Genomic DNA, 11,839 nt, shown 5'->3' with positions numbered 1-11,839 from the left:
CTTATAATAATAAATCGTTCCAAATAATAGCATGTTTTGATTAAAATTACCTTGACCAACAATAATCATTGGCTAAATGGAGCGTTTAATGAGCGTTCTCATTTGTAAAAAAATTCAGTTTGTTTTTGCTATCATAATAGTTTAAAAGTAATAAAATAACTTTTGAGTGCGATAAAGGGTCATTGGATGGTTTGAAAAAAGAAAGACAAGGATTTTACAAGTAAGTGTATTATTTAAGAATTTTAATACTGGGTATAAGTTTTTTAAATATTTTAAATGCTGAAAATTTGAGTTACATGTCTTCTTCTTATCAAATAGGCACGGTGTTTATGCGCCCTTTAAACACCAACAAGCTTTTACAAGGGGCTTCAATCCTTCAAGGCTATGAAGTGAATCCTAAAAACGATTGGGCGTATTCTAGGTATTATTTCTTTATAGATTATGGCAATGTGCTTTTTAATAATGACTCTACTTTGCAAGCGAACATGTTCACTTATGGGGTGGGAGGGGATTTCATGGTCGCCTACGCTAAAAACCCTATCAACCGCTGGGCTTTTTTCTTTGGCTTGCAACTGGCCGCCAACACATGGATACTTAACAATAAAGTCAAAGATTTGGTGGTGAATACTTGGGATTCATTAAAAGATTTCAATTTTCGTAACACTTATTTCAGGGCTATCGGGAAATTTGGGGTGCAGTTTCGCACGATCGTTTTGTATCATAAGGTGGATGTGGAAATTGGCATGAAAATCTTTCTAACCCCTGAAAGGCACAGCTTGTTTGAAAGGAGCTTTTTGTTTTTTGTTTCGCATTCGTGGCATTTTTAAATGGCGGAGAGAGAGGGATTCGAACCCTCGAAGGCTTGCACCTTACACGCGTTCCAGGCGTGCTCCTTCAACCACTCGGACATCTCCCCTTAAAAAAGGCTTACTATAACTAAGATTTGTTTAAAAAGGGCTTATTTTAAAAGGAGTGAATCTTTAGAAATCACGCCATCGATTTGATTTTTAGCGCAAATTTCCCATGACTCTGTATCGTTAAAATCCATAGAAAACAAGATTTTGCTATCTAATAAGTAATTAGTGGCGTGTTGTTGGGCGAGTATGGCTTGCTTAATATCCTTAAAAATACAATAGAGCGGTTTGAAAGCGTTGAATAAAAAAAAGGCGTCCGTTTCTATCTTGTGCGATAAAAAGATCACGCTAAAATGGACGCTATTTTCACAGCAATACTTAGCTAATTCCAAATTTTTTGAGTGCGCTTCAAAACACACTATATCGTTATTGGTGCTAGAATGAACGCCGTCGGTGTTTTTAATGAAAACAAAACGAGCGCTAGGGATTAAAGGGTGTCCTAAAATAAGCATTTTTATCTCTTATCATTCAAACAAGTTTCACTGCAATACGCCACTGCTCCGCTATAAATAGCGTCTTTGCTAGAGACATAGGTTTGGCATTTAGAGCATACAATCATGTGATCTTCTAATTCTTTGGGGGTTTGTTGCGTGTAAGAGTGGTTGTCTTTAAGGGGTTTTTGCCTCAAAAACAAACGCCATAAAATCCATGCGATAATGAGTAAGGGGATTAAAATTCTTAACATAAACTTTCCTTTGATTTGTAAAAATAAACTCGTTTTTGATGCACAAAACATTCAGTGTCTTCACAAGCGATTTCATCTTTTAATTGCTCGCCTTTATAGAATAAAAAATACCCCTTATCTTTTAGGAAGCGTTGGCTTTTTTCTATCAAAAAAGAAGAGCTAGCGACCGCTCTAGAAGTGATTAAATCCACTTGTAAAAGATTTTGATAATCTTCTAAACGCTTTTTAATGATTTCAATATTTTTTAAAGGTAAAACGCTTTTAAGGTAATTTAAAAAAGCCGCTCTTTTTATCCTTGGCTCTAAAAGAATGAATTGTGTTTCAGGTTTTTCAAGGGCTAAAGGGATAGCAGGAAGTCCCGCCCCGCTCCCAATATCCAAGCAGCTTTTAAAATCTTTGACAAATTCTAAAGGTTTTAGAGCGTCTGTGATCTGGGGTTCTAATTCGTTTAAATTTTTTGCGCCGCTCAAGTTGTGCGTTTGATTCCATTCTAAAAGGATGCGCGCATAATCTTGCAATAAGGGGTTCATAAAATCAGCATCCCATCGCCATAAGAATAAAAACGATACTTCTTTTCTATGGCTATTTTGTAGATTTCTTTGGTTTTTTCTAAGCCTATCATCGCGCTCACAAGCATTAAAAGGCTTGATTTGGGTAAATGGAAATTAGTGAGCAAATAATTGACATGCAAAATAGGATTAGCAAGATGCAAGAATATATCGCATTCAAACGCCTCTTGATTAGGGTTTTCTAAACGCTTAAAGTATTCCACGCTCCTTAAAGCGGTCGTGCCGATGCATAAAATCTCTTGGGATTTTTGCAAAATTTCTTGGCTCTTTTTAGGAATATGCAAAACTTCTGTATGGATTTGATGCTCTCTAATATCTTTAGTTTCTACGCCAAGAAAAGTCCCAGCCCCCACATGCAAGGTTAAAAAAGTGTGCTTGAAATCTTTCAATAATTTTTCTAAGGTATTTTGAGAAAAATGCAATGACGCTGTAGGGGCAGCCACCGCACCAATGTGTTTAGCGAACACGCTCTGGTATTCATGTGCATCCAAACTTTCATCCGCTCTTTTAATATAAGGGGGTAAGGGCATATGCCCGTATTGCTCTAAAAGCTTTAAGATATTTTCTTGATTTAAGGGGGTTTGATTGTCATAAAAAGCGATCAAGCGTTGGCCGTTATGGAGTAATTCCAAAACTTCAGCGTAATAATTTTCATCAAAAAAGATTTTATCCCCCACTTTGATCTTACCCTTGATTTGAGTTAGGGCGGTATTGTCTTTAAAAAAGCGGTGGAAAAACACTTCGGTTGTTTTTGATGGCAAAAAGGCATGCTTAGATCCAAAAAGCCTGGCCTTAATCACTTTAGTGTCGTTCAACACAATAAGGGTGTTTTTAGGGAAAAAATCTAAAACATGCTCAAAAGTGGTGTGCGTGATTTTTTGCGAACGCCTTTCATAGACGAGCAATTTAGCCTTTTCTTTGGGCAAAATGGGGTAGTTGGCGATCAATTCTTTAGGTAAGTGGTAATCATAGCTTTCTAAATCAAATTCTTTCAACTACGACTCGCTCTTTGTATTCTCTTTGGTGTTATTTTCGTTATCATTTTCGTTATTATTTTCGTTGTCTTTGGAAGCCGGATTGACCATTTTGGCGATTAAAATAGAAAGCCCATAAAGCCCCACTAAGGGCAACGCCATAAAAATTTGACTCACCACATCAGGAGGAGTGATAATCGCTGCTACAATAAAAATCACTACAATAGCGTATTTGAAATACGCTTTCAAACTCGCATCGGTAATCAAGCCCACTTTAGCCAAAAAATACGCCAAAACAGGCAATTCAAACGCCACGCCAAAGCCTAAAATCAAGCGCGTGAAAAAGCTCACGTAACTGGACGCAGAAATATTGGCCGCAAACACATCGCTCCCAAAAGTGGCCAAGTATTCAATGATGAAAGGGAACACCACATAATAAGAAAACGCCGCCCCCATCAAAAACATCCCACTCCCAAAAAACACAAAAGGCAAAATCACTTTTTTTTCATTCTTGTAAAGCCCTGGAGCGATAAAGAGCCACAATTGCCAAAAAATAATGGGCATGGAAATGACGATAGCGGCTGAAAAACTGATTTTAACCGCTACCATGACCCCTTCAATAGGGGAGAGCTGAATGAGCGTGCCTTTATAAGAATTTTTAACAAATTCAAAAATATTTTTCCAAAAATGAAAGCACCCCAAAAACGCCACTAAAATCGTTCCTACAGAAATCATCAAACGCTTTCTTAATTCCTGTAAATGCGGTTTTAAATCTTCAAACATGCTCTTTTTCTTTGTCGTGTTCTTTGGCGTTGTTATCGGTTGCTAATTGGACTTCTTTAGGAGATTCATCGCTTGAAATTTCTTCATTTAAGGCTTCTTCATTAGAAACTTCTCCGTTGGGGTGGTTAGGGGGCGTGTTGTTTTCTAGGCTTTGTTTGTAATCTTGCATCAAGTCCTGAATGCTTTTAATCTCCTTTTCTGCAGTTACTTTAGCGTCTTCTAATTCTTCAATCTTAACGCCTTTAAGACTCTCCACTTTATTTTCAAAGAGCTTTTGATACTCTAGGGTTTCTTTTTTGATTTCTTCAATATTGATTTCTTTATCTAAAGTGTCCTTAGCGTCATTGAGCGTTTTTTTAACTGCGCGAAAAAACTTCACCACATCCACGACAGTCTGGGGGAACTTTTCTGGCCCTAAAAAAATAATCGCCACAACCAACACCACAAGGATTTCAAAAAAGCCCATGCCAAACATAATAATCTGCTTTCACACCCTTTAAAATTTTATCGTTATTGTAGTGTAATTTTCTTTCTAAACAAGATTAAAAAGTAAAAGTTTGAAATGAAAAGGGTTTAGGGAGAATATTCTCAAAAGATAAATCCTTAAAACAAACTTTGAGATCTTAAAGTGGGGATTTTTAAAAGTGCATGGGTTTTAGGCGTGGCGATTCTGCCTTTAGCGGTGCGCTCTAAATAACCATTAGCGAGTAAAAAAGGCTCAATCACGTCTTCAATCGTGCCTTCATCTTCTCTCATAGACGCTGCAATCGTGTTCAAACCCACCGGCTTTCCTTGAGCGTTAGCCAACAAAGATAAATACGCCAAATCCGCTTCATCAAAGCCTAATTCGTTCACGCCTAATTCATTCAAAGCATGCAAAGTGATGTTTAAATCCATCAAGCTTGAATTTTTGACTAGCGCAAAATCGCGCACCCTTTTTAAAAGCCTTAAAGCGATCCTTGGCGTGCCTCTACTCCTTTTAGCGATTTCATCAGCGCTTTCTTCTTTGATGTCTTGGTTGAGTTTAGTGGCGGCTTTTTTGATGATAAGGGCCAGTTCGCTAGGGCTATAAAATTGCATTCTAAAACTCATGCCAAATCTGTCTCTTAAGGGGTTAGAGAGCATTCCAGCTCTAGTGGTAGCGCCAATAAGGGTGAAAGGGGGTAAATCAATTTTAATGGTTTGAGCGGCTGGGCCTGAGCCTATGATAATATCCAGTCTAAAATCTTCCATAGCCGGGTATAAAACCTCTTCAATCGCTGGGCTAAGCCGGTGGATTTCATCAATAAAAAGAATGTCTTTAGCTTGTAAATTCGTCAAAATGGCGGCTAAATCACCGCTTTTTTCTATCATGGGAGCGGCGGTGATTTTGATATTGGTTTCCATTTCTTTAGCGATGATATGGCTGATTGAAGTTTTACCCAAACCGGGCGGGCCAAAAAAGAGCATGTGATCCAAACTTTCTTGGCGTTTTTTAGCCGCGCAAATAGAAATTTGCAAGTTGCTTTTAATCTTTTCTTGACCGATAAAATCTTCCCAAAGATTGGGGCGCAAACTCACTTCTTGAGAAGTTTCAAAATCCAAGGTTTCTAAATTGACTATCCGTTCTTTCATTTAATGATAACTTTCTAGCTCATTAGGGAAGTTTCCCTTTTTCACATCATCAGCGTATTGCTTGATAGCGTTTTGAACCAATTCTTTCCCTTTAAGGTATTCTCGCACGAATTTAGGCTTAAAGCTATCAAAAAAGCCTAACATATCGCTCCACACTAAAATCTGCCCGTCGCAATCTTTGCCACTCCCTATGCCGATCGTGGGGATTTTGATTTTTTGCGTGATTGTTTGAGCGATAGGGGTGGTTATGCCCTCTAAAACCAACAAACCCACTCCGGCTTCTTCTAAACTCAACGCGTCTTCTAAAAGCTTTTTTTGTTGCTCTTCATTTTTTCCCTTAATCTTATAACCTCCATCAAGACGCACGAATTGGGGCATCAAGCCGATGTGTCCTACCACGATAACGCCTTCATTAGTGAGCGTTTTAATGAGCTTTGCTTTTTCTTTCCCCCCCTCTAGTTTGATCGCGCTCGCTTGGGTTTCTTTATAAACCCTAATGGCGTTTTTTAGAGCTGTTTTTTCATCTTTATAGCTTCCAAAGGGCATGTCTGTGATGATAAAAGGAGTCTTAGCACCCGCGCACACGGCTTTAGTGTGATAGAGCATCATTTTTACACTCGCGCTTAAAGTGTCGTTTTGATTGAAAAAACTCATATTCAAACTATCGCCCACTAAAATCACATCCACTAGCGGATCAAATATTTGAGCGAATAGCGCATCATAAGCGGTGATGGCGATGATTTTTTCTTGATTTTTTTTAGCTTGGAGATGGTTGAGAGTGATTTTTTTAATTGGGGCGGTTTGCATGCTCATTAAAAATCCTAAGTGTTAAATATAGTGGCATTGTAGCATGACTTTATTAGGGTGGGTAAAATTTTACTCCATTTTAACCGGTCATTTTAATTATTTTAGTATAATTGGAAAAAACTTTTAACAAACAATTCAAGGGATTTAGCGATTTTGGGTCTTAAAAAATATGTTATTTTATGGTTTTTAATGGGGTTTTATGCGGGATTGAACGCGCTTGATTATGACACTCTAGACCCAAAATACTACAAATACATCAAGTATTATAAAGCTTATGAAGATAAAGAAGTTGAAGAATTGATCAAAGACTTAAAAAGAGCGAACGCTAAAAGCGGGCTTATTTTAGGGATCAATACCGGGTTTTTTTACAACCATGAAATCATGGTTAGAACTAATAGTTCTAGCATCACGGGGAATATTTTAAATTATTTGTTCGCTTATGGCTTGCGTTTTGGCTATCAAACTTTCAGGCCGTCGTTTTTTGCACGCTTGGTCAAGCCAAATATCATTGGCAGGCGCATTTATATCCAATATTATGGAGGAGCTCCTAAAAAAGCGGGCTTTGGGAGCGTGGGGTTTCAATCGGTTATGCTGAATGGGGATTTTTTATTGGATTTTCCTTTGCCTTTTGTGGGGAAATACCTTTATATGGGGGGGTATATGGGTTTAGGCTTGGGGGTTGTAGCGCATGGGGTGAATTATACGGCGGAATGGGGGATGTCTTTTAACGCAGGATTGGCTCTAACGGTATTAGAAAAAAACCGCATTGAATTTGAATTTAAAATTTTGAATAATTTCCCTTTTTTGCAATCTAATTCTTCAAAAGAGACTTGGTGGGGAGCTATAGCAAGCATTGGGTATCAATATGTGTTCTAAAAAAATAAGAAATCTCATTTTATGCTTTGGTTTTATGTTAGGCTTGCACGCTGAAGAAAATACGGCTCAAGAGAATACGACTGAAGAAAACATGATTAAAGAAAATACCCCTAAAGACGCTCCCATTCTTTTGGAAGAAAAACGCGCCCAAACGCTAGAGTTTGAAGAAGAAAAGGGGACTGCAAAAAAGATTGATGAAAAAAGCCTGCTTGAAGAAATCCATAAGAAAAAACGCCAGCTTTACATGCTTAAAGGGGAATTGCATGAAAAGAATGAATCTCTCTTATTCCAGCAAATGGCTAAAAGTAAGAGCGGTTTTTTTATAGGCGTAATCCTTGGCGATATAGGGGTTAGCGCTCATTCTTATGAGAAGTTTGAACTTTTAAGCAATATTCAAGCTTCTCCTTTGTTGTATGGCTTAAGGAGCGGGTATCAAAAGTATTTTGCTAACGGGATTAGCGCTTTACGCTTTTATGGGGAATATTTAGGGGGGGCGATGAAAGGGTTTAAAAGCGATTCTTTAGCCTCTTATCAAACCGCAAGCTTGAATATTGATTTGTTGATGGATAAGCCTATTGACAAAGAAAAAAGGTTTGCGTTAGGGATATTTGGAGGCGTTGGAGTGGGGTGGAATGGGATGTATCAAAATTTAAAAGAGATTAAAGGGTATTCACAGCCTAACGCGTTTGGACTGGTGTTAAATTTAGGGGTGAGCATGACGCTTAACCTCAAACACCGCTTTGAATTAGCCTTAAAAATGCCTCCCTTAAAAGAAACTTCGCAAACCTTTTTATATTATTTTAAAAGCACTAATATTTATTATATTAGTTACAACTATTTATTGTAAAGGCTAAAACGTTGAAATTTAAATATGGTTTGATTTATATCGCGCTCATACTAGGACTTCAAGCGACAGATTATGACAATTTAGAAGAAGAAAACCAACAATTAGACGAAAAAATAAACCATTTAAAGCAACAGCTCACCAAAAAAGGGGTTTCGCCCAAAGAGATGGATAAGGATAAGTTTGAAGAAGAATATTTAGAGCGAACTTACCCAAAGATTTCTTCAAAGAAAAGAAACAAATTACTCAAATCTTTTTCCATAGCCGATGATAAGAGCGGGGTTTTTTTAGGGGGTGGGTATGCTTATGGGGAACTGAACTTGTCTTATCAAGGGGAGATGCTAGACAGATATGGCGCGAATGCCCCTAGCGCATTTAAAAACAATATTAAGATTAACGCTCCTGTTTCTATGATTAGCGCTAAATTCGGGTATCAAAAATACTTCGTGCCTTATTTTGGGACACGATTTTATGGGGATTTATTGCTTGGGGGAGGGGCGTTAAAAGAGAACGCGCTCAAGCAGCCTGTAGGCTCGTTTTTTTATGTTTTAGGGGCTGTCAATACCGATTTATTGTTTGATATGCCTTTAGATTTTAAAACTAAAAAGCATTTTTTAGGCGTTTATGCGGGTTTTGGGATAGGGCTTATGCTTTATCAAGACAAGCCTAATCAAAACGGGAGGAATTTGGTGGGGGGGGGCTATTCAAGCCCTAATTTTTTATGGAAATCTTTGATTGAAGTGGATTACACTTTTAACGTGGGCGTGAGTTTAACGCTTTATAGGAAACACCGCTTAGAGATTGGCACCAAATTGCCGATTAGCTATTTGAGAATGGGAGTGGAAGAGGGAGCGGTTTATCAAAATAAAGAAGATGATGAGCGTTTGTTGATTTCAGCTAACAACCAGTTCAAGCGATCCAGTTTTTTATTAGTGAATTATGCGTTTATTTTTTAAGGCTTGATCTTGGAGTTAAGGTTTAAAATTTTAGCGTTAGTCGTTTTAATTTTAGGGGGTTATTTGATTTTTAACGCTTTAATCACAAAAACCAAAGCTTTAAGTTTTAGTTTGAATAGCAAAGAGGATGCACTCAATGACAATAATGAAACGCTTTTTTGGGATTTAAAAAAGCCCATTAAGGTTAAAATCACAGCCCCAAAGGGCATCAAACGCTATGATTTAAAAGTAACCACGCAAGATAATTTGATCTTATATGAAAAAGAAAATCTGGTATTGGATAAACCCAAGTCTTTAGAAGTGCCTTTAATTAGGCCTGAAATCATGGGGTTAGAAGACAAGTGCCTTTTGTATGAAATTCAAGCGAGCGATTGGAGCTATGCTAATTTTTTCAATGGCAATAAGGCGTCTTTCAAACAGGAAGTGTGTGTTGATACGATAAAACCCTCAATCGCTATTTTATCTCGATCCCCAAGCATCGCTTATGGAGGGAGCGCGATAGTCATCTTTGAGGCTTTGGATAAGAATTTGTCTCAAGCGTTTGTGCGCGTCAAAAAAAAGGATTTTAAAGCGTTCAGGCTTGTAGAATTCAAACAGCGTAATGTTTTTATCGCTTTAGTGCCTTGGTCTTATGAGAATAAGGATTTTAAGGCGTTCATTGTCGCTAAAGATAAAGCTTATAACTCTAATACCATCCCTTTATTGTTCAAACGAAAAACCCATCGTTTGAGGGAAAGGGATATAGACTTAAACGCCTTAAAAGATAAGGTTGCACAGCAAGAAAAATTTCAAAATCACACTGAGCAAACTTTATTGGAAATATTTTCCAACGCGCGCCCAAAAGATTTAGAAAAAATCCACAAGATCGCTTTAGATCAAGGGGATTTTTATAAGGATTTTTCTCATTTTCAAGCACTAAAACCTTTGAACGGGCCTTTTAAAATGGTAAGCAATTTTTTAGAAAATCGGCGTATCTTAAAGGACAATCAGGTGTTGTTCCAATTCTTGCATTTAGGGGTGGATTTGATACCCAGTAAGGATTTATCTTTAGCGTTTGATCCATCGGTGAAGAGGGTTTTTAAGGGGGAGTTGGATTTTTATGGTAATAGTTTAATCAATTGCTATGGGTTAGGTTTGTGCGTTTTTTTAGCGCATTTAAAAGACGATGAAAGCGTGGGGAGTAGTGGTTTGAAATTAGGGAGCGGGTTGCATTTAGGGATGCTTTTGCAAGGGGTTTTTGTCCGGCCCAATGAATGGCTTAATGAGCAATGGATAAAAACCAATATCATCACCCCCATAGAGCAAGCCAAACGGCTTTTAATGAAAGGATAGTCATGTTAAAAACCAATCAAAAAAATGTGCATGCGTTTGAAATTGAAAAGCAAGATCCTGAAGTGGTCATGGAATTTTTAGAAAAAAACCATGCCCTTTTGCAATATTTTCTTATTATTTTTAAATACGATATTGAACCAGAAGTCAAAGCCATTTTGCACAAACACCAGCTTTTGTTTTTAGAAACGAATCGCGCTTTAAATGGGCGTCATATCAAAACCATGTCTTTAAAAGAAGAAACCAACCATTCAAAACCCAATCATTCTAAAACAGAACCTAAAACAACGATTTATGAGCGCCATATCAGGAGTGGGGAAGAGATTTATAGCGCTAATCATCTTATTTTTTTGGGTAATATCCACAATGGAGCGAAGATTATTTCAGAGGGCTGTGTGTCGGTTTATGGGGTGTGCGAAGGGGCGATTGTGTGCTTTGGAGAGTGCTTGATTTTAAAAGAAGTCAAGAGCGCTCAAATCGTTTTTCAAAATAAAATTTTATCTCTAAAAGAGGTTGAACGGCTTTTAGTAAATAAAAATATTAAAATAATCACTAAAAATGACGATATACTAGACATAAAGGAAGTATTATGAAACAAACAACCATTAACCACTCTGTGGAATTAGTAGGGATAGGCTTGCACAAGGGCGTTCCTGTGAAGCTTGTTTTAGAGCCTTTAGGAGAAAATCAAGGCATTGTTTTTTACCGCTCTGATTTGGGCGTGAAGCTCCCCTTAAAACCTGAAAACATCGTGGATACTAGAATGGCAACCGTGTTGGGTAAGGATAACGCTAGAATTTCTACGATTGAGCATTTGCTTTCAGCTATCCATGCGTATGGTATTGACAATCTTAAAATCTCTGTGGATAACGAAGAGATCCCTATCATGGATGGGAGTGCTTTGATTTATTGCATGCTTTTAGACGAAGCAGGGATTAAAGAATTAGACGCTCCTAAAAAAGTGATGGAAATCAAGCAAGCCGTTGAGATTAGAGAGGGCGATAAATTCGTTAAAATTGAGCCAGACAGCCAATTTTCTTTGAATTTCACGATTGATTTTAACCATCCGGTTATCGCTAAGCAAGCCCATCATTTCGTCTTTAGTAAAACCGCTTACAAAGAGCAAGTCGCTAAAGCCCGCACCTTTGGGTTTTTGCAAGAAGTGAATTACTTGCGATCCATTGGTTTGGCTAAAGGGGGGAGCTTGAATAATTGTATCGTGCTGGATGAAAACAGCATCTTGAATAAAGAGGGCTTAAGGTGCGAAAAGGAATTCGTGTGCCACAAGATTTTAGACGCTATGGGGGATCTAATGGTCTTAGGCATGCCTGTGGTGGGCAAATACACTTCTTTTTCAGGGAGTCATAAACTCAATTCCATGTTGGTTAAAGCCATTTTAGCGGACGCTAAAAATTACGAAGTTTTGATCGCTACGGATCCGGCTAAAGAGTTTGCGTTGCAAAAGGCTTTCGCTTAATCCTAAATTAG

At 37.8% G+C, this 11,839-nt stretch carries 15 protein-coding genes and 1 tRNA gene; 7 read left to right on the top strand and 9 right to left on the bottom strand.

The window, feature by feature from the left end; genetic code table 11:
- Positions 1-224 precede the first annotated feature (224 nt).
- Positions 225-827 carry an outer membrane protein gene (locus D2C78_07080; protein QEF35624.1) on the top strand — a complete coding sequence of 201 codons (603 nt, stop codon included), beginning with the start codon at positions 225-227 and terminating at the stop codon, positions 825-827.
- 1 nt (position 828) lies between these two features.
- Here the strand turns inward: D2C78_07080 and D2C78_07075 are convergent.
- The 9 genes from D2C78_07075 to panB all read right to left on the bottom strand — a co-directional run bounded on the left by D2C78_07075 (position 829) and on the right by panB (position 6,352).
- A tRNA-Ser gene (locus D2C78_07075) sits at positions 829-916 on the bottom strand.
- 42 nt (positions 917-958) lie between these two features.
- The gene (locus D2C78_07070; GenBank protein QEF35623.1) at positions 959-1,366 is read right to left on the bottom strand and encodes a hypothetical protein; all 408 of its coding nucleotides are present in this window, start codon (positions 1,364-1,366) and stop codon (positions 959-961) included.
- Between the two features lie 2 nt (positions 1,367-1,368).
- The gene (locus tag D2C78_07065; GenBank protein ID QEF35622.1) at positions 1,369-1,650 is read right to left on the bottom strand and encodes a prokaryotic metallothionein family protein; all 282 of its coding nucleotides are present in this window, start codon (positions 1,648-1,650) and stop codon (positions 1,369-1,371) included.
- Complete coding sequence (rsmG, locus tag D2C78_07060) at positions 1,593-2,129, bottom strand: 16S rRNA (guanine(527)-N(7))-methyltransferase RsmG (GenBank protein QEF35621.1); 537 nt, start codon at positions 2,127-2,129, stop codon at positions 1,593-1,595. Before rsmG ends, D2C78_07065 begins: the two co-directional genes overlap by 58 nt.
- Complete coding sequence (gene queA / locus D2C78_07055) at positions 2,126-3,163, bottom strand: tRNA preQ1(34) S-adenosylmethionine ribosyltransferase-isomerase QueA (protein ID QEF35620.1); 1,038 nt, start codon at positions 3,161-3,163, stop codon at positions 2,126-2,128. Before queA ends, rsmG begins: the two co-directional genes overlap by 4 nt.
- A complete protein-coding gene (tatC, locus tag D2C78_07050; GenBank protein QEF35619.1) occupies positions 3,164-3,925 on the bottom strand; it encodes a twin-arginine translocase subunit TatC in 762 nt (253 codons plus the stop codon).
- Entirely contained in the window at positions 3,918-4,400 is a 483-nt protein-coding gene (gene tatB, locus D2C78_07045) for a Sec-independent protein translocase subunit TatB (GenBank protein ID QEF35618.1), read from the bottom strand. The genes tatC and tatB overlap by 8 nt, the downstream gene beginning before the upstream one ends.
- A 128-nt stretch (positions 4,401-4,528) precedes the next feature.
- Positions 4,529-5,539 (bottom strand): Holliday junction branch migration DNA helicase RuvB, encoded by a 1,011-nt coding sequence (ruvB, locus tag D2C78_07040; GenBank protein ID QEF35617.1) that lies wholly within the window; start codon positions 5,537-5,539, stop codon positions 4,529-4,531.
- Positions 5,540-6,352 (bottom strand): 3-methyl-2-oxobutanoate hydroxymethyltransferase, encoded by an 813-nt coding sequence (gene panB, locus D2C78_07035; protein ID QEF35616.1) that lies wholly within the window; start codon positions 6,350-6,352, stop codon positions 5,540-5,542.
- Between the two features lie 147 nt (positions 6,353-6,499).
- On the opposite strand from panB, the gene D2C78_07030 reads away from it, so the two are divergent.
- The 6 genes from D2C78_07030 (at position 6,500) to lpxC (ending at position 11,828) form a co-directional block, all read left to right on the top strand.
- Complete coding sequence (locus D2C78_07030) at positions 6,500-7,222, top strand: hypothetical protein (protein QEF35615.1); 723 nt, start codon at positions 6,500-6,502, stop codon at positions 7,220-7,222.
- Entirely contained in the window at positions 7,212-8,069 is an 858-nt protein-coding gene (locus tag D2C78_07025) for an outer membrane beta-barrel protein (protein ID QEF35614.1), read from the top strand. Before D2C78_07030 ends, D2C78_07025 begins: the two co-directional genes overlap by 11 nt.
- Positions 8,070-8,080: 11 nt before the next feature.
- Positions 8,081-9,022, top strand: a complete 942-nt coding sequence (locus D2C78_07020; protein ID QEF35613.1) for an outer membrane beta-barrel protein — start codon at positions 8,081-8,083, stop codon at positions 9,020-9,022.
- 63 nt (positions 9,023-9,085) lie between these two features.
- Positions 9,086-10,354 carry a M23 family peptidase gene (locus D2C78_07015; GenBank protein QEF35837.1) on the top strand — a complete coding sequence of 423 codons (1,269 nt, stop codon included), beginning with the start codon at positions 9,086-9,088 and terminating at the stop codon, positions 10,352-10,354.
- Positions 10,291-10,944 (top strand): septum site-determining protein MinC, encoded by a 654-nt coding sequence (gene minC / locus D2C78_07010; protein ID QEF35612.1) that lies wholly within the window; start codon positions 10,291-10,293, stop codon positions 10,942-10,944. Before D2C78_07015 ends, minC begins: the two co-directional genes overlap by 64 nt.
- Positions 10,941-11,828 carry a UDP-3-O-[3-hydroxymyristoyl] N-acetylglucosamine deacetylase gene (gene lpxC / locus D2C78_07005; GenBank protein ID QEF35611.1) on the top strand — a complete coding sequence of 296 codons (888 nt, stop codon included), beginning with the start codon at positions 10,941-10,943 and terminating at the stop codon, positions 11,826-11,828. Before minC ends, lpxC begins: the two co-directional genes overlap by 4 nt.
- The last annotated feature ends 11 nt before the right edge of the window (positions 11,829-11,839 follow it).

It is taken from the genome of Helicobacter pylori (assembly GCA_008032935.1).
In the GTDB taxonomy this organism is placed as follows: Bacteria; Campylobacterota; Campylobacteria; order Campylobacterales; family Helicobacteraceae; genus Helicobacter; species Helicobacter pylori_CX.
The sequence above is the reverse complement of the archived record's forward strand: the minus strand, read 5'-3'. Positions and strand labels throughout refer to the sequence as shown.